Origin of the sequence: Aliiroseovarius sp. PrR006 (assembly GCF_010500215.1) — a bacterium.
Classification (GTDB): Bacteria; Pseudomonadota; Alphaproteobacteria; order Rhodobacterales; family Rhodobacteraceae; genus Aliiroseovarius.
The window spans coordinates 807,852-832,292 of record NZ_JAAGOY010000004.1; the positions used below are offsets into that span (position 1 = coordinate 807,852).

General features: G+C 59.3%; 25 protein-coding genes. All 25 read right to left on the reverse strand.

Annotation, left to right across the window (positions count from 1 at the left end; genetic code table 11):
* Positions 1 to 5: 5 nt before the first annotated feature.
* Complete coding sequence (locus G0Q00_RS04000; protein WP_163038290.1) at positions 6 to 758, reverse strand: biotin--[acetyl-CoA-carboxylase] ligase; 753 nt, start codon at positions 756 to 758, stop codon at positions 6 to 8.
* Positions 759 to 762: 4 nt separating this feature from the next.
* Positions 763 to 2,199 carry an NADH-quinone oxidoreductase subunit NuoN gene (gene nuoN, locus G0Q00_RS04005; RefSeq protein ID WP_163036606.1) on the reverse strand — a complete coding sequence of 479 codons (1,437 nt, stop codon included), beginning with the start codon at positions 2,197 to 2,199 and terminating at the stop codon, positions 763 to 765.
* Between the two features lie 12 nt (positions 2,200 to 2,211).
* Entirely contained in the window at positions 2,212 to 3,753 is a 1,542-nt protein-coding gene (locus G0Q00_RS04010; protein ID WP_163036608.1) for an NADH-quinone oxidoreductase subunit M, read from the reverse strand.
* Positions 3,753 to 5,894, reverse strand: a complete 2,142-nt coding sequence (nuoL, locus tag G0Q00_RS04015) for an NADH-quinone oxidoreductase subunit L (RefSeq protein WP_163036610.1) — start codon at positions 5,892 to 5,894, stop codon at positions 3,753 to 3,755. The genes G0Q00_RS04010 and nuoL overlap by 1 nt, the downstream gene beginning before the upstream one ends.
* Positions 5,895 to 5,900: 6 nt before the next feature.
* Entirely contained in the window at positions 5,901 to 6,206 is a 306-nt protein-coding gene (gene nuoK / locus G0Q00_RS04020; RefSeq protein ID WP_108856011.1) for an NADH-quinone oxidoreductase subunit NuoK, read from the reverse strand.
* 68 nt (positions 6,207 to 6,274) lie between these two features.
* Positions 6,275 to 6,889 carry an NADH-quinone oxidoreductase subunit J gene (locus tag G0Q00_RS04025; protein ID WP_163036612.1) on the reverse strand — a complete coding sequence of 205 codons (615 nt, stop codon included), beginning with the start codon at positions 6,887 to 6,889 and terminating at the stop codon, positions 6,275 to 6,277.
* The gene (locus tag G0Q00_RS04030) at positions 6,886 to 7,293 is read right to left on the reverse strand and encodes a carboxymuconolactone decarboxylase family protein (RefSeq protein ID WP_163036614.1); all 408 of its coding nucleotides are present in this window, start codon (positions 7,291 to 7,293) and stop codon (positions 6,886 to 6,888) included. Before G0Q00_RS04030 ends, G0Q00_RS04025 begins: the two co-directional genes overlap by 4 nt.
* Positions 7,294 to 7,303: 10 nt before the next feature.
* A complete protein-coding gene (gene nuoI, locus G0Q00_RS04035; protein WP_163036616.1) occupies positions 7,304 to 7,795 on the reverse strand; it encodes an NADH-quinone oxidoreductase subunit NuoI in 492 nt (163 codons plus the stop codon).
* A gap of 3 nt (positions 7,796 to 7,798) precedes the next feature.
* On the reverse strand, positions 7,799 to 8,836 hold the full coding sequence (gene nuoH / locus G0Q00_RS04040; protein ID WP_163036618.1) for an NADH-quinone oxidoreductase subunit NuoH: 1,038 nt from the start codon (positions 8,834 to 8,836) through the stop codon (positions 7,799 to 7,801).
* A 36-nt stretch (positions 8,837 to 8,872) separates the two neighbouring features.
* Positions 8,873 to 10,894, reverse strand: a complete 2,022-nt coding sequence (gene nuoG, locus G0Q00_RS04045; protein WP_163036620.1) for an NADH-quinone oxidoreductase subunit NuoG — start codon at positions 10,892 to 10,894, stop codon at positions 8,873 to 8,875.
* Between the two features lie 59 nt (positions 10,895 to 10,953).
* Positions 10,954 to 11,373 (reverse strand): DUF5333 family protein, encoded by a 420-nt coding sequence (locus G0Q00_RS04050; protein WP_163036622.1) that lies wholly within the window; start codon positions 11,371 to 11,373, stop codon positions 10,954 to 10,956.
* 146 nt (positions 11,374 to 11,519) lie between these two features.
* Positions 11,520 to 12,815, reverse strand: coding sequence for an NADH-quinone oxidoreductase subunit NuoF (gene nuoF / locus G0Q00_RS04055; RefSeq protein WP_163036624.1), 1,296 nt, complete (start codon positions 12,813 to 12,815; stop codon positions 11,520 to 11,522).
* 6 nt (positions 12,816 to 12,821) lie between these two features.
* On the reverse strand, positions 12,822 to 13,046 hold the full coding sequence (locus tag G0Q00_RS04060; RefSeq protein ID WP_163036626.1) for a DUF5337 domain-containing protein: 225 nt from the start codon (positions 13,044 to 13,046) through the stop codon (positions 12,822 to 12,824).
* A 9-nt stretch (positions 13,047 to 13,055) separates the two neighbouring features.
* On the reverse strand, positions 13,056 to 14,201 hold the full coding sequence (locus G0Q00_RS04065; RefSeq protein ID WP_163036628.1) for an NADH-quinone oxidoreductase subunit E: 1,146 nt from the start codon (positions 14,199 to 14,201) through the stop codon (positions 13,056 to 13,058).
* A complete protein-coding gene (locus tag G0Q00_RS04070) occupies positions 14,201 to 15,421 on the reverse strand; it encodes an NADH-quinone oxidoreductase subunit D (protein ID WP_163036630.1) in 1,221 nt (406 codons plus the stop codon). The genes G0Q00_RS04065 and G0Q00_RS04070 overlap by 1 nt, the downstream gene beginning before the upstream one ends.
* The gene (locus tag G0Q00_RS04075; protein WP_163036632.1) at positions 15,421 to 16,278 is read right to left on the reverse strand and encodes a sulfotransferase; all 858 of its coding nucleotides are present in this window, start codon (positions 16,276 to 16,278) and stop codon (positions 15,421 to 15,423) included. The genes G0Q00_RS04070 and G0Q00_RS04075 overlap by 1 nt, the downstream gene beginning before the upstream one ends.
* A 5-nt stretch (positions 16,279 to 16,283) precedes the next feature.
* Positions 16,284 to 16,895 carry an NADH-quinone oxidoreductase subunit C gene (locus G0Q00_RS04080; RefSeq protein ID WP_163036634.1) on the reverse strand — a complete coding sequence of 204 codons (612 nt, stop codon included), beginning with the start codon at positions 16,893 to 16,895 and terminating at the stop codon, positions 16,284 to 16,286.
* A 3-nt stretch (positions 16,896 to 16,898) separates the two neighbouring features.
* Positions 16,899 to 17,432 (reverse strand): NADH-quinone oxidoreductase subunit B family protein, encoded by a 534-nt coding sequence (locus G0Q00_RS04085; RefSeq protein ID WP_108855999.1) that lies wholly within the window; start codon positions 17,430 to 17,432, stop codon positions 16,899 to 16,901.
* A complete protein-coding gene (locus G0Q00_RS04090) occupies positions 17,423 to 17,788 on the reverse strand; it encodes an NADH-quinone oxidoreductase subunit A (protein ID WP_133489503.1) in 366 nt (121 codons plus the stop codon). Before G0Q00_RS04090 ends, G0Q00_RS04085 begins: the two co-directional genes overlap by 10 nt.
* A 311-nt stretch (positions 17,789 to 18,099) precedes the next feature.
* Positions 18,100 to 18,465, reverse strand: a complete 366-nt coding sequence (locus tag G0Q00_RS04095; RefSeq protein WP_163036636.1) for a hypothetical protein — start codon at positions 18,463 to 18,465, stop codon at positions 18,100 to 18,102.
* A gap of 17 nt (positions 18,466 to 18,482) precedes the next feature.
* On the reverse strand, positions 18,483 to 19,265 hold the full coding sequence (locus tag G0Q00_RS04100) for a crotonase/enoyl-CoA hydratase family protein (RefSeq protein ID WP_163036638.1): 783 nt from the start codon (positions 19,263 to 19,265) through the stop codon (positions 18,483 to 18,485).
* Positions 19,266 to 19,267: 2 nt separating this feature from the next.
* Positions 19,268 to 20,122 (reverse strand): hydroxymethylglutaryl-CoA lyase, encoded by an 855-nt coding sequence (locus G0Q00_RS04105; RefSeq protein ID WP_163036640.1) that lies wholly within the window; start codon positions 20,120 to 20,122, stop codon positions 19,268 to 19,270.
* Between the two features lie 4 nt (positions 20,123 to 20,126).
* On the reverse strand, positions 20,127 to 20,804 hold the full coding sequence (locus G0Q00_RS04110) for a glutathione S-transferase family protein (protein ID WP_163036642.1): 678 nt from the start codon (positions 20,802 to 20,804) through the stop codon (positions 20,127 to 20,129).
* A complete protein-coding gene (locus G0Q00_RS04115) occupies positions 20,801 to 22,741 on the reverse strand; it encodes an acetyl/propionyl/methylcrotonyl-CoA carboxylase subunit alpha (RefSeq protein WP_163036644.1) in 1,941 nt (646 codons plus the stop codon). Before G0Q00_RS04115 ends, G0Q00_RS04110 begins: the two co-directional genes overlap by 4 nt.
* A gap of 94 nt (positions 22,742 to 22,835) precedes the next feature.
* Positions 22,836 to 24,440: a carboxyl transferase domain-containing protein gene (locus tag G0Q00_RS04120; protein ID WP_163036646.1), complete on the reverse strand. Its 1,605-nt coding sequence runs from the start codon at positions 24,438 to 24,440 to the stop codon at positions 22,836 to 22,838.
* Between the last annotated feature and the right edge of the window lies 1 nt (position 24,441).

The following is a 24,441-nucleotide window of genomic DNA, read 5'->3' on the forward strand; positions in this document are numbered from 1 at the left end:
CTCCTTCAGAAAAAGATCTCGGCCGCGGGGATGACCTCGCGGGATTTTGCTGTTGATAGGACAAGGTTGCCCTGCGCGTCCACTGTTTCAAATCGTCCCACGTATTCGTCGCGCGTCGTGCGGGCGGTAATGACTTCCCCAAGACGGGCGGCACGGGCCAGCCACGCCTCGCGAATTGGCTCGAACCCGTAGGTGGTGAACTGGGACTCAAAGTGCTGATAAGCCGGAGCCAAAAAGCCCAAAAACTCCTCGGGTGTCAGCTGCACGCCCGTCTCTCCAGCCAGACTGACGGGCGCCACGGCGGTGGCTTCGACCTGTTCCGTCTGTGGTGCGTCGATCAGGTTTACGCCGATCCCAATAGCGATGTGGCTGACCTGCCCCCCTGCAAGGCCCGCGCTTTCCAGAAGGATGCCGGCCACCTTACCGCCATTCAGAAGCACGTCATTGGGCCATTTCAACGACAATCCGCTAGTGCGCCCGGTGGCCGTGGCGAATGCATCATAAAGCGCCAAAGATGCCACGAAGCTGCGTAGCGCGACCTTATCCGGGGTCTCGTTCGGACGCATGACCAGCGTCGCCGAGAAGTGGCCGCGCGGTGCGGCCCATGGCCTGCCCCGCCGTCCGCGCCCGGCGGTTTGCTGATGCGCAAGCACCCATGTGGGGCCCAAAAGGCCCGGCGCGATACGCCGGGCCTCTTCATTGGTGCTGTCCACACTGGCCAGAACGCGTTTCTCAACACCTTCGGGCCATTTGGGCAGCGCGTTATTTGACAAGGGCTTCAGCAGCCGCAGCAGCGGCGCCTTCGATGCCGAAGAAGTTCACGACACCCAGAAGGATGATCGCAGCCGATCCCATCAGAGCAGCCCATGCGGCAGGCGACATGTTCAGCTCCAGCCCTTCGCCTTCTTCACCGAAATACATGAAGTACACGATGCGCAGGTAGTAGAAGGCACCGATCACCGAAGCGATCACACCAGCAACCGCCAGCCACGCCATTCCGGCCTGAACGGCGGCGATCAGCACACCATATTTGGCGAAGAAGCCCAGCATCGGCGGCACACCTGCCAGCGAGAACAAGAGGATCAGCATGGCCAGACCCTTCAGTTTATCGTTCACGGCGAACTGGTTCAGCGCCGCGATGTCGGTGACGGGACGACCGTCACGCTCCATCGACATGATGAAGGCGAAGGTCCCGATGTTCATGGTCAGGTAGACGGCCATGTAAAGCAGCATCGCCTGAACGCCATACTCGCTGCCCGCGGCCAGACCCAGCAGGGCAAAACCCATATGGGCAATGGATGAGTACGCCATCAGACGCTTGATGTTGGTTTGTCCGATCGCAGCGAAAGCACCAAGGAACATGGATAGCACAGCCAGAAGCGCGATGATCTGCTGCCAGTCGCCAACGGCCTGACCGAAAGCGTCAAACAGAACACGGGCGAACAGGCCCATTGCGGCCAGTTTCGGCGCGGTGGCGAAGAAGGCGGTAACCGGGGTCGGTGCGCCTTCGTACACGTCCGGCGTCCACATGTGGAACGGTACGGCGGATACCTTGAAGGCCAGACCAGCGGTCACAAAGACCAGACCGATCAGCAGACCAAGGCCAACCTGACCGTGGTTTGCGGCCTCGATAATGCCCGAGAACAGTGTGGTACCCGAATAGCCGTAGACCAGCGACGAACCGTAGAGCAGCAGGCCCGAGGACAACGCGCCCAGAACGAAGTATTTCAGACCGGCTTCGGTCGACTTCACGCTATCGCGGTTCAGCGACGCAACGACGTAAAGCGACAACGACTGCAGTTCGAGGCCCATGTAGAGCGTCATCAGATCACCAGCCGAGACCATGACCATCATACCAACAGTGCCGAGCGTCACGAGGATCGGATACTCGAATTTCAGCAGGCCACGGCGCGACATGGTTGCCTCGCCCATGACCAGAACCGCAGCGGCGGCCAGAAGGATCGCAACCTTAGCGAAACGCGAATACGCATCGTCCAGGAACATGCCGCCGAAGGCCGCTGTGTTGCCGTCTCCGCCTGCGACCATCAGGGCCACAAGCACCATGACGGCGCCAGTGATCCAGGTGATCGGCTTGGCCAGCCCGTCCTTCGACGTATAGACCGCGCCCAGAAGCGCCACCATCGCATAGACCGCAAGGATCAGCTCAGGCAGAACCGTTTGAATATCAACAGAGCTCATCTTTCGCTCTCCTTAATGCGCTGCGGCCTGAGCCATCTCTGCGTCTGCAGGGATAGCGGCGTGGAAGTTGGTCAGAAGCGCCTCGACCGAGGGGCCAATGATGTCCGTGACCAGTGATGGGTAGACACCCAGAAGCAGGGTCATGAAGACGAGCGGTGCGAAGATTGCTTTCTCGCGAGCGTTCATTTCAGTGATCGACTTCAGGCTTTCCTTGATCAGGTCGCCAAAGACGACGCGGCGATAGAGGTACAGCGCATAAGCGGCCGAGAAGATCACACCCGAGGTCGCAACCAAGGCCACCCAGGTATTGGCTTTGAACATGCCGACCAGCGTCAGGAATTCACCGACAAAACCCGAAGTGCCCGGCAGGCCCACGTTCGCCATGGTGAAGAACATGAAGATCAGCGCGTAGGCCGGCATGCGGTTCACAAGGCCACCATAGGCGTCGATGTCGCGGGTGTGCATGCGGTCATAGATGACTCCCACACACAGGAAGAGCGCGCCCGAGATGAAGCCGTGGCTGATCATCTGGAAGATCGCCCCGTCCAGACCTTGTTGGTTTAGCGAGAAGATACCGGCAGTGACATAACCCATGTGGGCAACCGACGAATAGGCGATCAGCTTTTTCATGTCTTCCTGAACCAGCGCCACCAGCGAAGTATAGACGATGGCAATCGCCGACATCCACAGAACGAAGCAGGCCATGACATCGGCCCCGACGGGGAACATCGGCAAGCTGAAGCGCAGGAAGCCGTAGCCGCCCATTTTCAGCAGGATCGCAGCCAGCACAACCGAACCTGCAGTTGGCGCTTGAACGTGTGCGTCAGGCAACCAGGTGTGGACCGGCCACATCGGCATCTTCACTGCGAAGCTTGCAAAGAAGGCCAAGAACAGAAGCGTTTGTGCGCCACCTACGATCTGGATGCCCAGAAGGCTGAAGTCTTCCGAACCAAACTTGTGTGCCGTCAACGTCGGAATATCCGTCGTGCCTGCGTCGACGAACATATAGATCATCGCAACCAGCATCAGGACCGAGCCAAGGAACGTATAAAGGAAGAACTTGAAGGATGCGTAGATGCGCTCTTTGCCGCCCCAGATACCGATGATCAGGAACATCGGGATCAGACCTGCTTCGAAGAACAGGTAGAACAGCACCAAATCCAGCGCCATGAAGACGCCCAGCATTAGGGTCTCGAGCAGCAGGAAGGCGATCATGTATTCCTTCACGCGCGACGTCACGCCCCAGCTGGCCCAGATGGTCAGAGGCATCATGAAGGTGGTGAGCATCACAAATAGGACCGAGATCCCGTCGACGCCCATCTTATACTTCAGACCCATGATCCACTCGCCCTCTTCCACAAACTGGAAGCCGGTGTCCGCGGGATCAAACCCGACAAGCACCAGAAGCGAGAAAAGGAAGGTTGCAACCGTCGCTGCCAGCGCAAGATATTTCGCGTTGCGCGCGGCCGCTTCGTCATCGCCGCGCAAGAACAGCGCGAGGATCACCGCCGCGACCAGCGGCAGGAAGGTGATGATGGAAAGCAGGTTGTTCATTAGTGCGCTCCACCGCTGAAGATAATCATGATTGTCACCAAGGCGACGATGCCAAGGACCATCGCGAAGGCATAAGAGAAGACGTAACCGGTCTGTGCACGGCCAGCCTGTTTGGTGAACCAAGGCACGATGCCCATCGCCACACCATTCAGGAAGCCGTCAATCACGTTGCCGTCACCGCGCTTCCACAGGAACCGCCCAACGATGAACGCAGGTTTCACGAAGAGGATGTCGTAGATCTCGTCGAAGTACCATTTGTTCAGAAGGAAGTTGTAGACCAGCGGGAACGTGGCCGCGAGACGCTTGGGCAACGACGGGTTCAGGATGTAGAACCAGAAGGCCGTGGCGAAACCGATGATCATCGCAATAAAGGGCGAGACCTTGACCCATTTCGGCACATAATGCGCGTCATGCAGGACGTGGTTGTCCGGGTGCATGAAGATGGCCCCTTTCGGTGCTTCGCCGTGATGGGCAGCTGCAACAGCCGCATGGGCTGGATCTGCCATTGTTTCAGCATGCGCTTCTTCCGTGGCGTGGCCTTCGTCAGCGTGCGTATCCTCTGCATGATCATCGCCGTGACTATCAGCAGCTTCGCCATGGGTCGCCGAAGCATGCGCCTCGATGCCGAAGAACTGATTCACTTTGTCTTCTTTACCGAAGAACGGGCCATACCAGATCATACCGGCAAAGATCGCACCAATGGCCAGAACACCCAGCGGGATGGTCATGACCAGCGGGCTTTCATGGGCATGCTCGTGCGTGTGCTTGTCGCCGCGCTGTTTGCCATAGAAGGTCATGAACATCAGACGCCAGCTGTAGAAGCTGGTGAACAGCGCTGCGATGACAAGCATCCAGAAGGCGTATCCGCCATTGGTGCCTGCAAATGCGCTTTCAATCACAGCGTCTTTCGACAGGAAGCCTGCAAAGCCGATGGTGGTCAGCGGGATGCCGACACCGGTGATGGCCAGCGTACCGATCATCATCGCCCAGAAAGTGATGGGCAGCTTCTTACGCAGGTTGCCATAGTTCCTCATGTCCTGCTCGTGATGCATTCCGTGGATAACCGAACCGGCACCAAGGAACAGCATCGCCTTGAAGAAGGCGTGGGTGAACAGGTGGAACATGGCGACCGAATAGACGCCGACGCCTGCAGCCACGAACATGTAGCCCAGCTGCGAACAGGTCGAATATGCAATCACGCGTTTGATGTCGTTTTGCACAAGGCCCACGGTGGCCGCGAAGAACGCGGTGGTGGCGCCAAGGAAGACGATGAAGTTGGTCGCCTCGGGCGCGTATTCCATCAGGGGCGACATGCGGCAGACCAGGAAGACACCCGCGGTCACCATGGTCGCGGCGTGGATCAGCGCCGACACCGGGGTCGGACCTTCCATCGCGTCCGGAAGCCAGGTGTGCAGGATCAGCTGCGCCGATTTACCCATCGCGCCAACAAACAGCAGGAAGGCCAGCAGGTTGGCAGCGTTCCAATCCGTCCACAGGAAGTGGATGTTGGTTTCCGCCAGCGCAGGTGCGGCTGCAAACACGTCGTCAAAGCGGATGCTGTCGGTCATGTAGAACAGGCCGAAGATCCCCAGCGCGAAGCCAAAGTCACCCACGCGGTTTACAACAAAGGCTTTGATCGCCGCCGCGTTGGCCGAGGGTTTCTTGTAGTAAAAGCCGATCAGCAGGTACGAAGCAACACCCACACCCTCCCAGCCGAAGAACATCTGCAAGAGGTTGTCCGAGGTCACAAGCATCAACATGGTGAAGGTGAAGAAGGACAGATAGGCGAAGAAGCGGGGGCGATAGCTTTCGCCCTCGAACTGCGGATCGTGGGCCATATAGCCCATCGAATAAAGGTGAACCAGCGACGAGACCGAGGTCACAACAACCAGCATGATCGCGGTCAGACGGTCCAGACGGATCGACCAGTCAACCGACAGGCTGCCCGACTGCACCCAATCCATTAGGTGGATGGTCTGTGTCTCGGAGCCAAGGCCAAAGAAGGTGATCCACGACAGGAACGCCGACCAGAACAGCAAGGCTGTTGTCAGGATCTGCGCGCCCTTGTCTCCGATGAACCGGTGGCCGAAGCCAGCGACCAACGCGCCAAAAAGCGGGGCAAAAAGGATGAACTGTACCATTCTTGGTTAGCCTTTCATCACGTTGACATCTTCGACAGCGATTGTGCCGCGGTTGCGGAAGAAGCTGACAAGGATCGCCAGACCAATGGCGGCTTCAGCAGCGGCCACGGTCAGTACAAAGAGCGTGAAGACCTGCCCCGTCAGATCGCCCAGATAGGACGAAAAGGCGACAAGGTTGATATTCACCGATAGAAGCATCAATTCGATCGACATCAGCAGGATGATGACGTTCTTACGGTTCAGGAAGAGCCCGAAAATGCCGATGACGAACAGCGCCGCACCAACTGCGAGATAATGTTCAAGACCTACCATTTTGTCCCTTCCATTCCGGACGCATCGTCTAGCGCCCACATCGTTTTATTCTTGTTCATCTCAGCCTCTTAAAGCCCCTGCCCCGGTTTCACGTCGATGATCTCCATCGCTTTGGCCGGGTCGCGGTGCATCTGGGCCATCACGTTCTGGCGCTTCACATTCGTGCGGTGGCGCAGGGTCAGGACGATCGCGCCGATCATGGCGACCAGCAGGATCAGACCTGCCAGCTGGAAGAGCAGGATGTATTGGGTATAGAGGATCTGGCCCAGAGCCTCGGTATTGTGGGCAACGTCCAGCGCGGGGGTGACAGAAGCACGTGCGGCCTCGGCCCCGTCAGCGAACTGCCACACACCGAAGATGGTGCCCAGTTCCATCAGCAGGATCACACCGATCAGCAGTGCCAGCGGCAGAGATTTCGACATCTCGGCCTTCAGGGCGGCGAAATCAACGTCCAGCATCATGACGACAAACAGGAACAACACCGCAACCGCGCCCACATAGACGATCATCAGCAGCATCGCCACGAACTCGGCGCCCAGCAGGACAAACAGACCGGTGGCTCCAATGAAGGCAGTGATCAGCCACAGGACCGAGTGCACGGGGTTTCTTGCCATCACGGTAAAGAACCCGCCGACCACGGTGGTCAGGGCAAAGAGGTAAAAGGCGAAATCGGCAACGCTCATGCGTTCCCCTCCTCGTTTTCGGCAAAGACGGCATTTGCTTCTTCAAGCGCCCGGTTCATCGCCGGCAGGCCGCCCAACATGGACATTTGATAGATCACTTCCGCGATCTCTTTTTCGGTAGCACCCGCTTCCAAAGCATGGCGCACAGTCACTTTCAGCTGAGGTCCGGCCTGCGCGCCCGCCGCCACTAGCCCGGCAAGGGCCACCAGCATGCGGGTTTTCGTGTCCAGACCATCCTTGTTGAAGGCATTGCCAAACATCATGTCCATCATGTCTTTCGGCATGGTGGGCATCAGCTTGTCCAAACCCTCGGGAACGAACTTCTCGAGCGCGGGGTTGAAGGCGCGGAGCATCAAGGTGCCCTGCTCCAGCATTTCAGCGTATTTCTTGGAAAAGTCGTCCATTGGATGCTCCTCAGCGATAGGGCGCGTCAAGTTCGATGTTGCGCGCGATCTCGGCTTCCCAGCGTTCGCCGTTCTCAAGCAGTTTTGCTTTGTCATAGAACAGCTCTTCGCGGGTTTCCGTCGCGAACTCGAAATTCGGACCTTCGACAATCGCATCCACCGGGCAGGCTTCCTGACAGAAGCCGCAATAGATGCATTTGGTCATGTCGATGTCATAGCGCGTGGTGCGGCGCGAGCCGTCTTCGCGGGGTTCCGCGTCGATGGTGATCGCTTGGGCGGGGCAGATTGCCTCGCACAGTTTACAGGCGATGCAGCGCTCTTCCCCGTTGGGATAACGGCGCAGTGCGTGTTCACCACGGAAGCGCGGCGACAGCGGGCCCTTTTCGAACGGGTAGTTGATCGTCGCCTTCTTCGAGAAGAAGTACTTCAGGCCCAGCTGGAACCCTTTCATGAAGTCCATCAGCAGGAAGTACTTCGTTGCGCGTGCGTAATCAAAAGCCATTGATCAGCCCCCCACAGTCCAGCGGGCATAAGCGCCCCAGAATGCCCCGTATTGGGCGAAGAATGCGACCAGCACGACCCAACCCAGCGACAGCGGCAGGAAGACTTTCCAGCCAATGCGCATCAGTTGGTCATAGCGGTAGCGCGGCGTGATGGCCTTCACCATCGAGAAGACGAAGAAGAAGAAGAAAATCTTCGCAAACAGCCACAGGATGCCATCCGGCAGCGCCTCGACCGGCGACAGCCAGCCACCGAAGAACAGGATCGAGATCAGCGTACACATCAGAACGATGGCCACATATTCACCGATCATGAACAGCAGGAACGGGGTCGACGAGTATTCAACCTGATAGCCAGCAACCAGTTCGGATTCCGCTTCTGGAAGGTCAAACGGTGGGCGGTTGGTTTCAGCCAGCGCCGAGATCAGGAACAGGAAGACCATCGGGAAGTGCGGCAGCCAGTACCAGCTGAAGAGGCCAGCACCGTCCTGTGCGTTCACGATGTCACCGAAGTTCATCGAGCCAGTCGAGATGATCACACCGATGATGATCAGGCCGATCGAGACTTCGTAAGAAATCATCTGTGCTGCCGAGCGAAGCGAGCCAAGGAAAGGGTATTTCGAGTTCGATGCCCAGCCGCCCATGATCACGCCGTAGACCTCGAGCGAGGAGACCGCGAAGACGAACAGGATCGCGACGTTCACATCCGCCAGCACCCAGCCGTCGTTGAACGGGATTACCGCCCAGGCGACCATCGCAAGCACGAAGCTCAGCATCGGGGCCAGCATAAAGACAAACCGGTCCGCACCCGCAGGCACCACGATTTCCTTCAGCACGTATTTCAGGAAGTCCGCAAAGGATTGCAGCACGCCGAAAGCGCCAACAACGTTGGGGCCTTTGCGCAGCTGAACGGCTGCCCAGACCTTGCGGTCGAAATAGAGCAGAAAGGCCAGCGCCACCAGAAGCGGGACCACGATCAGCAGACACTGACCAATGATCAAAAGCGCGATGCCTAAGTTTGTTGTGGTGAAGAATTCATACATATCTCTTCATGCCCTCAGACCGTAGGTATTCCATATTCATTCAGCAGCCAGCGGCGCACCCGTGCGGGCGCGCGCTTGTGCGGACAGTTCAGCCATAACTTCCGACGCCCGAGCAATCGGGTTGGTCAGATAGAAGTCGCCAATCACATAGCGGAAGGACGCGTTGCCCATCTTCTCGACCGGCAGTGCCTGCCATTCATTCTCAGCCACCTGATCGACGCCGCCCAGAACCGGAGCCGCTTCAACCATGGCGCGGCGCAGGCCAGCTTGGGTGTCCCAAGGCAGGGTCGCGCCCAGTTCAGCCGACAGCGCACGCAGGATGGCCCAGTTTTCCTTGGCCTCGCCCGGTGCGAAGTTGGCGCGCAGGGCAACCTGCGGGCGGCCCTCGGTGTTCACGAACAGACCGCTTTCTTCCGTGTAAGCAGCGCCCGGCAGGATCACGTCGGCGCGCATCGCGCCGCGGTCACCGTGGCTGCCCTGATAGATAACAAAGGGACCGTCTGCGATTTCAATCTCGTCGGCGCCCATGTTGAAGATGACGTCAGCACCAGCAGTTGCCGCTTCCATGCCACCTTCGGTGACAGCGCCCAGATCCATCGCGCCCACGCGGCCAGCCGCAGTGTGCAGGATCATCAGCTTCGATCCAGTGTCTTCAGCCAGTTTCATGGCATTGGACAGGACAGCCAAACCGTCAGCTTCACGCAAAGCGCCCTGCCCGACGATCACCACGCTCGGTGCGTCTTTCACGGCGCCGTAATCCTTGCCCACGATGCTTTCCAGCGCGGCGCGGTCATTGCCCACATGTGCGTAGTCATAGGTCAGATCGACAGCTTCACCGACCAAACCGACCTCGGCACCTTTCAGCCACGCCTTGCGGATGCGGGCGTTCAGAACCGGAGCTTCAACACGCGGGTTGGTGCCGATCAGCTGAATGAACTTGGCGTTGTCGATATCTTCGATCGACGCGGTGCCCACATAGCCCGAGCGGTTGTCAATCGGCAGACGTGCGTTATCGGTGCGGCATTCCACGTTGCCACCCAGACCCTCGACGATGGTCTTGAGCGAGAACGTCGCCTCGGCCGAGGCCAGATCACCGATCAGACCGGCGACCTTACCCGCACCTTTCAGCGCCTCGGCAGCTTTCGACAGAGCCTCCCCCCAGGTGGCTTTGCGCAATTTGCCGTTTTCGCGGATGTAAGGCACGTCCAGACGCTGACGACGCAGACCGTCCCAGATGAAACGCGTCTTGTCCGAAATCCACTCTTCGTTCACACCATCATGGTTACGCGGCAGCACACGCATGACTTCACGACCCTTGGTGTCCACGCGGATATTCGAGCCAAGCGCGTCCATCACGTCGATGGTCTCGGTCTTGGTCAGTTCCCACGGGCGGGCGGTGAACGCATAAGGTTTCGAGGTCAGAGCACCAACCGGGCAAAGGTCGATGATGTTGCCCTGCATGTTGCTGTCCAGCGTCTGGTTCAGATAGCTGGTGATCTCGGCGTCTTCGCCGCGACCAGTCTGGCCCATCTGCGTGATGCCAGCGATTTCCGACGTGAAACGCACGCAGCGGGTGCAGGAAATACAGCGGGTCATCGCGGTCGAGACCAGCGGCCCCAGATCCAGATCATCGACCGAGCGCTTCATCTCGTTAAAACGCGTGCCGGACATGCCATAGGCCATCGCCTGATCCTGAAGGTCGCATTCGCCACCTTGGTCGCAAATCGGACAATCCAGCGGGTGGTTGATCAGCATGAATTCCATCACGCCTTCGCGGGCCTTCTTGACCATGGGCGAGTTGGTTTTCACGACCGGAGGTTGGCCTTCTGGGCCGGGGCGCAGATCGCGCACCTGCATGGCGCAAGAGGCTGCTGGCTTGGGCGGACCGCCCACGACCTCGACCAGACACATGCGGCAGTTGCCCGCAATCGACAGACGCTCGTGATAGCAGAAACGCGGAACCTCGATCCCGGCCACTTCACATGCCTGGATCAGCGTCATCGCGCCGTCCACTTCGACTTCCATGTCGTCAATGACGATCTTTTTCAGGTCGCTCATCACGGTCCCTTTTTCGTTTCATGAGCCGGTGTTTTCACCGTGCCCACACAGTCTTGCCCTCAGCGCTCGTACAGTAACGAGCCCGCAAAAGAACGTTTTTCAATTTCGGCACGGCCCACCGTGCAATAGGTTTCTTCCTGACCCGCAACCACGCCTTTCGACGCCAGCAGAGGCTCGGCGATGGCACGGAAACGGTCCTGTTCGATGTCGCTGTCCACGTAAGCCATGACCTCGCCATGCGAGAAGCCCAGTGACATGGCGTGCTTGCGCAGCGAAAAGGCCTTGTTCAAAAGGCGCAGCTTGCGCAGCTTCAGCGCGTCACAGTTTTCGTCGATCAGATAGGCAACCGAGGCGCCCAGCAGTTCATTATGCATCCGTGCATCTTTGCGCAGCAGATCATAGTCGGTGGCAGATGCCATCCCAGCGCCAGCAAGTGCCGTCAGGGCAGTGGCCAGAAAAACAGTACGAATACGCATCATGTCAAATCTCCTTTTCGTAGAAAGGAGATGGTGATGCACGGCGCTGTCATGCAATAACAACGCGCTGAAACGGGCGGGAAACCGCCTGTTTTCAGTATGTTGTTCTGCTTGATCATTGTCTCGCCTCTACCCGGTCAACCGTCTGCTTACTCAGCAGCGATGCTGACCTTGCCCTGTTTGTTTACGCGAATGCGGTCTTCGATTTCGTCGCGGAAGTTGTTGATCAGGCCCTGGATCGGCCATGCGGCCGCATCCCCCAGCGCACAGATCGTGTGACCTTCGACCTGCTTGGTCACGTCCCACAGCATGTCGATCTCTTCCACATCGGCCTCGCCTTTCACCAGACGATCCATCACGCGCATCATCCAGCCGGTGCCTTCACGGCACGGCGTACACTGGCCGCAGCTTTCGTGCTTATAGAACTTCGACAGACGCCAGATGGCTTTGATGATATCGGTGGACTGGTCCATGACGATCACAGCCGCGGTCCCAAGGCCCGAGCCCAGCTCGCCGCGCAGATAGTCGAAATCCATGATCGCGTCGCGCATGTTCTCGGCGCGGACACACGGCACAGAGGAGCCGCCCGGAATAACCGCTTTCAGGTTGTCCCAGCCGCCGCGAATACCGCCGCAATGCTTCTCGATCAGTTCTTCAAAGCTGATCGACATCGCCTCTTCCACCACGCACGGGTTGTTCACGTGACCCGAAATGCCAAAGAGCTTCGTGCCCGCGTTATTGGCGCGGCCAAAGCCCGCGAACCATTCGGGACCACGGCGCAGGATGGTCGGGACAACAGCAATCGATTCCACGTTGTTCACCGTGGTCGGGCAGCCATACAAACCCGCACCCGCCGGAAATGGCGGCTTCATGCGGGGCATGCCTTTTTTGCCTTCAAGGCTTTCGATCAGCGCGGTTTCTTCACCGCAGATATAAGCGCCCGCACCGTGATGCAGGAACAGGTCGAAATCCCAACCGGATTTCGCAGCGTTCTTGCCCAGCAGACCCGCGTCATAGGCTTCGTCAATCGCCGCTTGCAGCGCTTCACGCTCGCGGATGAACTCGCCACGGATGTAGATGTAGGCGGTATTTGCATTCATCGCGAAGGACGCGATCAGCGCGCCTTCGATCAGTGTGTGCGGATCATGGCGCATGATCTCGCGGTCTTTACAGGTACCCGGCTCGGATTCGTCGGCGTTGATCACCAGATAGGCCGGACGCCCGTCGCTTTCTTTCGGCATGAAGGACCATTTCAGACCGGTCGGGAAACCCGCCCCACCACGACCCCGCAGGCCCGAGGCTTTCATCTGGTCGATGATCCAGTCGCGACCTTTTTTGATGATCCCGGCTGTGCCGTCCCAGTGACCGCGCGCTTTGGCGCCCGCAAGGGTACGCTCGTGCATGCCATAGAGGTTGGTAAAGATCCGGTCTTTATCCTGCAGCATTAGCTTCTATCCTTCATCCGTCTGACGCGCGCGCCAGATCCGATACGTTACGACCAGTCCGAAAACGAACCCGGCCAGCGCCAGCATGTCCATCAGGGCCATGGTCCGGTTGGACCAGCCGAGGGAGTTGCCAGCAAAGGTGCTTCCGACCCACAACAATCCGGTCACAGCGATGACGATTGCCGCCAGACGCCCCTGCCGTTTGATGTTGTTTTGAGGATCAGTAGCCATTCCCATTCCTTAGTAAACCTTGCCCTTTTTGACCTTGGACGAGAACTCGGTCTCTCCGCCCTCAGCCAGGGTCTTGGCTTGCTCAATCCAGCCGTCCCGTTCGATCCGGCCTTTGAATTTCAGGTTGTCATCAACCCATGCGATCTCGTCCGCGCCCCATTTGGCGATCTGGTCGAAATGCCAGAAACCCAGCTCGTTCAGGGTCTGCTCCAGCTTGGGACCAACACCCTTAAGCTGTTTCAGATCATCCGCGCCCGCTTTGCGGGGGGCTTTCATGGTGCGGGGTTTCTTCGCCTTACCAGTGACAGCAGGCGCGGCCTCTACCTTCTCGGCTTTTTTCGGTGCAGCTTTTTTGGCCGCCGGTTTGGCTTGCTGAGCAGCGGTCTTGCCAGTCGCAGGTGCTTTCGGCGTCGGTGCGGCGGCATTGCGGCCTGCTACGGTCCCGTCTTTGCCAATCCACGGCGTCAAAAGCGGAACTTCGGTGCCGTCGATGCGCTTGACCGTGTCGCCGATGTCGGTGGCCAGCTGAACCGAGGCGTTATACTGCGTCTTGCCGCTGTCATATTCGGTCAGCGAAGTTAGACCGGACAGAGGCTCGGCCGCATAGCGACCGTTTTGCGGACCGGGCGTGGGAACATTGCCTGCACGTAGCTCGTCCACGATCTTGGCGAAGCTCTCGGCGGTCAGATCTTCGTAATAGTCTTTCCCGATCTGAGCCATCGGCGCGTTGGTACAGGAGCCAAGGCACTCGACCTCTTCCCAGCTCAGCTTGCTGTCGTCCGACACAACATGCGGCTTGTCGGCGATCTTCTCGCGGCAGACGGCGATCAGGTCTTCCGCACCGCAGATCATGCAGCCCGTCGTGCCGCAAATCTGGATATGCGCAACAGATCCAACCGGCTGCAGTTGGAACATGAAATAGAACGAGGCGACTTCCAGCACGCGGATATAGGCCATGCCCAGCATGTCAGCCACAGCTTCAATCGCGGGCTTGGTCAGCCAGCCTTCCTGTTCCTGCGCCCGCCACAGAAGCGGGATCACCGCCGAGGCCTGACGCCCCTCGGGATATTTCGTGATCTGCCCTTCCGCCCACGCAAGGTTGGCGGGTGTGAAAGCAAAGCTTTCGGGCTGTTCATGATGCAAACGGCGGAGCATTAGCGGTCGATCTCCCCAAACACGACGTCCATGGTGCCGATGATGGCGGCGACGTCAGCCAGTTGGTGGCCACCGGCCACATAGTCCATTGCCTGAAGATGCAGGAACCCGGGCGCGCGGATTTTCGAACGATAGGGTTTGTTCGATCCGTCCGACACCAGATAGACGCCGAACTCGCCCTTGGGCGCTTCCACGGCGGCGTATACTTCACCTTCAGGCAGTTTGAAGCCTTCGGTGTAAAGCTTGAAGTGATGGATCAGGCTTTCCATCGACTGTTTCATGTCGCTGCGCTTGGGCGGGGTCAGCTTGCCACGGGCCAGCACATCGCCCTGCCCTTCGGGGGCGCGCAGTTTTTCAACACATTGCAGGATGATCGACAGCGACTGGCGCATCTCTTCCATACGGACAAGGTAGCGGTCATAACAGTCGCCGTTCTTGCCGACCGGAATTTGGAACTCGAACTCGTCATAGCATTCATAGGGCTGCGCGCGGCGCAAATCCCATGCCAGACCCGAGCCACGGACCATCACGCCCGAGAAACCCCAATCCAGAATGTCCTGTTCGTTCACCACACCAATATCAGCGTTACGCTGTTTGAAGATGCGGTTTTCGGTCAGAAGCTCGTCCAGATCCTTGATGCGCGTCGGGAAATGATGGGCCCACGTCTCGATATCATCGATCAGCTCAGGCGGCAGGTCCTGATGCACACCGCCGGGACGGAAATAGGCTGCGTGCAGGCGGGCACCGCAAGCGCGCTCGTAAAAGCCCATAAGTGCTTCACGTTCCACAAAACCCCACAGCGGCGGGGTCAGGGCACCGACGTCCATCGCCTGCGTAGTGATGTTCAGAAGGTGGTTCAGAATACGGCCAATTTCCGAGTACAGCACGCGGATCAGCTGACCACGGCGCGGGACTTCGACACCGGCCAGTTTCTCGATCGCCAGACACCAAGCGTGTTCCTGGTTCATCGGAGCCACATAGTCCAGCCGGTCGAAATACGGCAGGTTCTGTAGATAGGTGCGGCTTTCCATCAGCTTTTCGGTGCCACGGTGCAGAAGGCCGATATGCGGGTCGGCCCGCTCGACGATCTCGCCATCCAGCTCAAGCACCATGCGCAGCACGCCGTGTGCCGCCGGGTGCTGAGGCCCGAAGTTGATGTTAAAGTTTCGGATCTTCTGTTCGCCGGTCTTGGCGTCTTCGAAGTTGTTGGATCCGTCCATCATACGCTCACCATCTTCTGGGTCCATTCCGACGGAAGCTCACCCATGAACTTCTCGACGAAATTGTATTGCGGTTTAAGGGCTGCTTGCAGCTGGGCCCGTTGGGCTGCTGGCAGATCGGCAGACACGCTGCGATGCACCACGCGGTCAAACTGCGCCGGTTCATGGGTGATCCCCAAAAAGGCACAAAGACGCGCGATTGCGTCGGGCGAGAACAGCCGTTCGTAAAATTCAATGTGAAACATCTCGGTCGGCATCGCCGCGCTGAGACGGTTCAAAGTGCGGCGATAGTTCGACCGCTCAAGGATATTCGTGGCCGTTCCATCCAGAACGCCCTTGATCTTGGCATCCAAGGCGGCACGTCCGCCCTGCCCTGCAACCATGCGGATGTTCGACCAGATGCGCTCCACCGGGTCGCGCATCAGATAAACAAAGCGCACCTTGCCGGTCAGCCCTGCCATCGCACGAAAAGTCGCTTCCTTCAGCATGCCATAGGCCGGCGTAAAGTCTCCGATCAGCTTGGCATCGCCCGAGGTTCTGCGGACAAAGTTCAGATAGGCGTCGTCATCGCGGGTTTCCCCATCAAATGTATCCAGCCACTCCTGACCATCCTTCAGCAAACGCTTCTGGTGCGGCTTCGGCGTGTCGTCTATCGCCAGTTTGGCACGCACGCCTTCCATCCGCTCTTCAAGCTGCTTGCGGTGCCATGCGCCGCTGCCATGCTCAAGCGCGTCGAAATAGTGAAGCTCCTTCACGGCCGGAAGCTGACACTCCCGGTGCGAATTGAGGTAGTCGTACAGCCAGCTTGTGCCAGCCTTCGTCGCCCCAACGCAGAATATGAAGGTTTGCCCACTCATCAGGATCAGCCTTTGGCCTCTTCCGTTTTCTCGTCGCCGGGCAGGATGTAGTTTGCACCTTCCCACGGGGACATGAAGTCGAACTGGCGGTAATCCTGGGTCAGGGTTACCGGCTCGTACACCACGCGCTTCTCGACCTCGTCATAGCGTACTTCGGTATAGCCGGTGGTCGGGAAATCCTTGCGCAGCGGGAAGCCACGGAAGCCGTAATCCGTCAGGATGCGGCGCAGATCCGGGTGGCCTGTGAACAGGATGCCGAACATGTCGAAGACTTCGCGTTCAAACCAGTTAGCCGACTTGTGGACCTCGGTGATCGAGGGCACCATCTCGTCCTCGCGCACGGCCACTTTCACGCGAATGCGCTGGTTCGTGTACATGGACAGGAAGTGGTAAACCACGTCGAAACGGGCTTCACGCTCGGGATGGTCGACGGCGGTGATGTCCACCAAGGTCGAGAACTTGCAGGTGTTGTCGGTCTTCAGGAACTCGATGAAGGCCGGAATTCCCGACAGCGGCACATTCACGGTCAGCTCGCCATAGGCGACTTCCCAGCTCAGGACACAGTCAGGGCGTTTGGCTTCAATGGTTGCGCCAAGTTCGTTCAGGGCTTCGCTCATCACTTACCTCACAATCGTGCCGGTGCGGCGGATTTTGCGTTGCAGCTGCAGGATGCCGTACAACAGTGCCTCTGCGGTCGGAGGGCAGCCGGGAACATAAACGTCCACAGGCACGATGCGGTCACAGCCGCGCACCACCGAGTAGGAATAGTGATAGTAGCCACCACCGTTTGCGCAGGATCCCATCGAGATCACGTAGCGCGGGTCGGGCATTTGGTCGTACACTTTGCGCAGTGCCGGGGCCATCTTGTTGGTCAGCGTGCCAGCCACGATCATCAGGTCCGACTGACGCGGGGACGCACGCGGGGCAGTCCCGAAACGCTCAAGGTCATAGTGGGCCATCGCCGAGTGCATCATCTCGACCGCGCAGCAGGCCAGACCGAAGGTCATCCAGTGCAGCGACCCGGTACGGGCCCAGTTGATGATGTCATCCGTAGTGGTCAGCAGAAAGCCTTTGTCAGCCAGCTGATCGTTCAGAAGACGGGTCGCGTGTTCGCGGTCACCGCCTGCCGTGTTGGCTCCGGTCATCACTCCCATTCGAGCGCCCCTTTCTTCCATTCATATGCAAAGCCGATTGTCAGAACGGCCAAGAACACCATCATCGACCAGAACCCGACCAACCCGACATCCTTGAAGGCCACGGCCCAAGGGAACAGGAAGGCAATTTCCAGATCGAAAATGATGAACAGGATCGCCACCAGATAAAACCGGCTGTCAAATTTCATCCGTGCGTCATCGAAGGCATTGAAACCGCATTCGTAAGCACTAAGTTTTTCGGGGTCGGGATTGCGGACTGCCAGCACGACGGCTGCGAGGATCAGAACAAGTCCGATAACAATGGCGAGTCCGAGGAAAATGATGATGGGGAGGTATTCCCGGAGAAGATCTTCCACGTGTGGCTCCTTTTAAAGCGGATTTACCGCCTTTCGCTAGCTATGTGCGGTTTACCGCCGCACCGATGCAGGGTCAACCGACAGGCCATCGCATTCAGCCATTTGAATTTGACCAGGTGAGCGATCAGAAATTAAGCGAAATGGCGTTGAAAGTAAGGGGCGTGAGCGCTACCTGCGACGGAATTTCATCGGAAATTTCCATCACGTGTTAATCAAATTTCCTTGTCGACTTTCCGACGATCCGCGCATCTGCAGCATTTCGACTTCTGTGACGGGTCGGAAAAGAGACTCACTCGGTCGCTCGAGGGTGCCTAGACAAACGCAAGACGCAGCGCACAGAGGGTCAGGACCACGGTCACCGGTCCCCACAGGCGACGCTCGGCACGCGACGGAGTGGCCAGATTGGCAATTGTGGTGGCAATCGTGACAGCAAAGGCGGCCCAAAATGTCCAGTTGGGCCAGTCGAATGCGATGCCAGCCCGCGCCGCTATCGCTGTCCCCATGAAAGCGAGCAAAGCCCCTTGCCCGATGGCCACCACGCGCATGAAGCCCGGCAAGCGCCCGCGCCAGCGGCCTCCGTTCGCCAGATGTCCCCAAGGCGCCCCCAACGCCATGCAGGCTTGGAAACACACAAGGATCGCGATCAGCGTGACATATATCCAGCCAGCCCAAATCATCGGCAAAGCCTAGCGGATCAGGCCCAGCTTGGCTTCTCTTTTGCAAAGAACGCCGCGATGCCTTCCTGCGCCTCGGCACTTTCCCAGCGCGCAACCAGACCAGCGATGGTTTCGTCGATGATCTCTTCCGTGATGGGCGGGCCAAGACGGCGGGCCAAGGCTTTGGCTTCGGCCACGGCACCGGGGGCCACCGACAAATAGGGCTTCACTTCGGCCTCAACAGCCGCGTCCAGATCCTCGGGCGCAACGGCCTTGGCCAGCAGGCCCAATGTCACGGCTTCGTCCGCATCGAAAATGCGCGCTGACATGAAGACGCGGCGCGCCATCGCCTCGCCCAAACGGGCCAGAACGTAGGGGCCGATGGTGGCCGGGATCAGGCCCAGACGGGTTTCGGTCAGGCCGTACTTTGCCCCCTGCACTCCGATCGACACGTCCGAGACCGAGGCCATGCCAACCCCACCACCAAACGCCTGCCCCTGCACACGCGCGATCAAAGGTTTAGGCATTTCATTCAATGCATTCAACATCATAGCCAGCTTCTTGGCTTCGACCCCACGGGTCACGGGATCGGCCGCCATCTGGTCTTGCATCCAACGCAGATCACCGCCCGCGCAGAAGCTTTTGCCATCACCGGTCAGGATCACAACGCGTACCGCGTCATCTGCGCCCAGCTTGTGCGCGGCGTCCGTCAGCTCTTCAATCATCTGGGCCGACATGGCGTTGTGCTTGTCCGCACGATCCAAAAGCAGAGTGGCTACGCCGCGTTCGTCGGTCGAGATGGAAATGGTTTCGTAGGCCATGGTCACTCCCCTGCCCGCATCTGCCGCGCCATCACGGCGGCTTTTTCAAGAATGTCCCGGTCCAGCCCGGTGGTGTAGCCCAGCGCAGTCACGCGATCATACACGGCCTCGGTCGCCACGTTGCCCTGCGCACCCGGCGCATAAGGGCAGCCGCCCAACCCGCCGACAGCGGCGTCAAACACGCGAAGGCCCTTGGCCAGCGACGCCTCGACATTATCGCACGCTCGCCCACTGGTGTCGTGGTAATGGCCCGCAAACTTCGACGCATCGCCCTCGCCCAACACGGCGTCGAGCATTGCCGAAATGCTGTCCGGCGTCGCCTGCCCGATCGTGTCGCCCAGCGAAATCTCATAGCAGCCCATCGCCAGCAGTTCTTTCGCGACCCACGCCACCTGTGCGGGATCGGTCTTGCCGTCATAGGGGCAGTCCGTCACGCAGGAAATGTAGCCGCGCATGGGAAGGCCCGCCGTCTTGGCAGACTCGGCCACGGGCTGAAAGCGCTCAAGGCTTTCGGCAATCGTGCAGTTAATATTGGCTTTCGAGAACCCTTCCGAGGCCGAGCCAAAGATGGCGATCTCGTCGGCTTTCGCCGCCACCGCGCCCTCAAACCCGCGCATGTTCGGAGTCAGCGCTGCATAGGACACGCCCGGCGCGCGGGTGATGCCAGCCAGTACATCAGCACTGTCGGCCATTTGCGGCACCCATTTGGGGCTGACAAAACTGGCGATCTCGATCCGCTTGAAACCCGCGCCGGACAGCAGGTCGACCAGAGCGATCTTTTCCGCCGTCGGGATTTGGCGCTTTTCATTTTGCAACCCGTCACGCGGGCCGACTTCGAAAATCTCTACGTATTCCATAGGGTTACTCCTCGGGCACCGGATAGAAATCCTGCGCATAGAACCGTTGCTCACCCTCGCGGGCGACGGTGCGCTGATAGGACGGCAATGCCTCGATCCGCGCCTTATAGGCCGTGACATTCGGGAACTCGTCGAGCTTCACATAGTAAGGTGCCGCGAAGATGTTGAACCCCATCATGATGTCGGCCGCCGAGAACCCGCGATCCAGCAACCAGTCGCGCCCCTCAAGACGTTTTTCAAGCCCAGCCAGCGTGTGACGCAGACGCGCCACGTTTAGCTTCAGAACAATCGGGCTGGCCTTCGCGGGCGGACGCAGGAAGACCATCTGCATGTTCAGCTGTTCGATCAGGCTGGCCATGGTTTCGGTGTAGTGGATCCATTGCAGATAGTCGGTGCGTTCCGGCTGGCCGGGGGCGACACCCAGATCGGGCGCGTTGGTCTCGATCAGATATTCGACGATGGCACCGCTTTCCGACATGGTGATGTCGTCGATTTCCAACGCCGGAATACGGGTGGCGGGCGAGACCTTGCGCAGATCGCTTTCGAACATCTCGCGCGAGCCGATCTGGTATTCGACCACTTCGAGCGTCTCGCCCAGCTTCTCTTCCAGCCCGATTTCTTCGATCAGCCAGAGGATCCGAACCGAACGGCCATACTGAACATGATGTAGTCGAAAGGTCATGCCTCTTCCTCTTCGTCTTCCAGACGGATCAGCGGCGCACCGGCTTCCACCTGATCACCGTCGGCGCACAGCACCTCGGCCACCACACCATCACGCGCAGCTTCCAGCGAATGCTCCATCTTCATGGCTTCAAGGATCGCAAGGCGGTCGCCTTCCTTCACCTCTTGGCCAGCGGTGGCGAACACGGCTTTCACAAGGCCCGGCATCGGCGCTTCGATCACGCCAGCACCTGCACCGCTGTCAGCCATCTGATCCAAGGGATCGGCCACGTGGAACTCCAGACCCGATTGGGCAAATACGGTAACCACGTTTCCAGCCTTGGCCACGCGTGGGCCACGGTCGCCGCCCATTTTCCACTGACCGTTCAGGCACAGCGCCTCGATCTGATCGTCGCCGACTGCGATCATGTGACGATCCGCACCGTACGAGGTCACGACCACGTCGAACTGCTCGTCCGCATGTGTAAGCGTGACGAAGTGGTTCTGACCGCCCCACAGGGTAAAGCCGGTACCTTCACGTTTCAGCAGGTCCAGCGCACACAGGGCTGCGGCGCCAATGTCGCTGAGGCTGGGGCCGGGTTCGTCGGTTAGCGCCTCAAGGTCGCGTTCGATCAGGCCGGTGTCTACATCCCCTGCCGCAAATCCTTCATGACGGGTCAGTGCGCCCAGGAACGCAAGGTTGGTCACAGACCCGGCAACTTCCGTATGAGAAAGCGCCGAGGACAGCATCCGCAGCGCAGCCGCCCGCGAACCAGCATGCACCGTCAGTTTCGCAATCATCGGGTCATAGAACGGGCTGATCGTATCCCCTGCCCGCACGCCGGTATCGGCCCGCGCGCCTTCGGGGAATTTCAGGTGGGACAGCGTACCGGTCGCGGGCAAGAAGCCCTTCGGCACGTCCTCGGCATAAAGACGTGCTTCAAACGCGTGGCCGGTGATGGTCAGCTCGTCCTGCTGCTTGGGCAGGCCTTCGCCCGAGGCAACGCGCAGCTGCCATTCCACAAGGTCAACGCCGGTGATTTCTTCGGTGACGGGGTGCTCCACCTGCAGGCGGGTGTTCATTTCCATGAACCAGAACCCGTCCGTGCGCAGACCGTTGGCCCCGTCCACGATGAACTCAACCGTGCCTGCACCCTTATAGCCGATCGCCTCGGCGGCACGTACGCCAGCCATGCCCATTGCCTCGCGGACCTCTTCGGTCATGCCGGGGGCCGGGGCTTCTTCGATCACTTTCTGGTGGCGACGCTGCAGCGAGCAGTCGCGCTCGAACAGATGCACCGCATGGGTGCCATCGCCAAAGACCTGCACCTCGATGTGGCGTGGGCTTAGAATGTATTTTTCGACCAATACATCGGGGTTGCCAAATGCGGTCTGGGCTTCGCCCTGAGCCGAGGCCAAGGCATCCGCGAAATCGGCAGGATCATCAACACGACGCATCCCTTTGCCGCCGCCACCTGCGACAGCCTTGATCAGCACCGGATAACCCATCTTCTCGGCCTCAGCGGCCAGAAGCGCGGGATCCTGATCTTCGCCGTGATAGCCGGGAACAACGGGCACGCCTGCATCCACCATCAACTTCTTTGCGGCATCTTTCAGACCCATCTTGCGGATCGCATCTGCCGACGGGCCGATGAAGGTCAGGCCAGCCTTTTCAACAGCATCCACAAAGTCGGGGTTTTCCGACAAGAAGCCATAGCCGGGGTGAATACCCTGTGCGCCGGTGTCCAGTGCCACCTGAATGATCCGGTCGCCGAGCAGATAGGACTGCGCGGGCTGCGGCGGACCAATGTGAACGGCTTCATCAGCCATCCGCACATGGCGTGCATTCGCATCCGCGTCCGAGTAAACGGCCACCGTGGCCACGCCCAGCTTGCGGGCGGTGTCGATGACGCGGCAGGCAATTTCGCCGCGGTTTGCAATCAGAATTTTCGTGAACATATGTCTGTTCCTTTTGTCGGGCGGAGGTTCCGGGGGCTGTCTGGCGCCTCGGACATCCGAGAATATTTCCGGCCCGATGACGGGCCGGGTCCGATTACATCCGGAAGACGCCGAACTTGGTGTCTTCGATCGGGGCGTTCAGAGCGGCCAGCAGCGACAGGTACAGCACCTCGCGCGATTTACGCGGGTCAATGACGCCGTCATCCCACAGACGCGCCGAGGCATAGAGCGGGTGGCTCTGTTCCTCGAACATATCGATGGTGGGCTGCTTGAAAGCGGCTTCTTCATCTGCCGACCATTCGCCGCCCTGACGTTCGATCGCATCGCGTTTCACCGTGGCCAGCACGCCAGCGGCCTGTTCGCCGCCCATCACGGAAATCCGCGAGTTCGGCCAAGACCACATGAAGCGCGGCTGATAAGCGCGACCGGCCATGCCGTAGTTTCCTGCGCCATACGAGCCACCGACAACCATTGTCACTTTCGGGACGTTTGTGGTGGCAACCGCAGTCACCATCTTGGCGCCGTGACGGGCGATGCCCTCGTTTTCATACTTCCGGCCCACCATGAAGCCGGTGATGTTTTGCAGGAATACCAGCGGGATATTGCGCTGGCTGCACAGTTCCACGAAATGCGCACCTTTCTGCGCGGCTTCCGAGAAGATCACGCCGTTATTTGCGATGATCCCGATGGGGCAGCCTTTAAGGTGGGCAAAGCCGGTGACCAGTGTTTCGCCAAAGCGCGGTTTGAATTCGTCAAAGCGCGAGCCGTCCACGATACGCATGATCACTTCGCGGATGTCGTAGGGCGTCTTGAGGTCGGCGGGGACAACACCCAACAGTTCTTCGGCGTCATAGGCAGGTTCTTCCGGCTCTTGCCACTTCACAGTGGCCGGACGCTCGCGGTTCAGGCTATCGACTGCGCGGCGGGCCAGCGCCAGCGCGTGGGCGTCGTCTTCGGCCAGATAGTCTGCCACGCCCGACAGGCGGGTGTGCACGTCGCCACCGCCCAGATCTTCCGCGGACACAACCTCGCCCGTTGCGGCCTTCACCAAGGGGGGACCTGCAAGGAAGATGGTGCCTTGCTCTTTCACGATGATCGTCACGTCGGACATGGCGGGCACATAGGCACCACCAGCGGTACACGACCCCATCACAACCGCGATCTGCGGAATGCCCTTCGACGACATGCGCGCTTGGTTATAGAAAATCCGGCCAAAGTGGTCGCGATCCGGGAACACCTCGTCCTGCTGCGGCAGGTTCGCGCCGCCGCTGTCGACCAGATAAATACAGGGCAGATTACACTCTTCCGCGATCTCTTGGGCGCGCAGGTGCTTTTTCACGGTCATCGGATAGTAGGTGCCGCCCTTCACGGTGGCATCGTTACAGACGACCATGCATTCCTGACCGTGGACCTGTCCGATCCCGGCAATCACACCGGCACAGGGCGCGGAATTGTCATACATATCATGGGCGGCCGTCGCGCCGACCTCAAGGAACGGAGATCCCGGATCCAGAAGGTTCGACACGCGGTCACGCGGCAGCATCTTGCCACGCGACAGGTGACGGTCGCGGGATTTCTGTCCACCGCCGCCAACAGCGGCTTCGGCAGCATCTGCCACCACTTTCAAGGCTTCAAGGTGCCCTTCGCGGTTTGCTTTATACGCCTCAGAGCCGGGCGTGGCTTGGGATGTTAGTTTCATC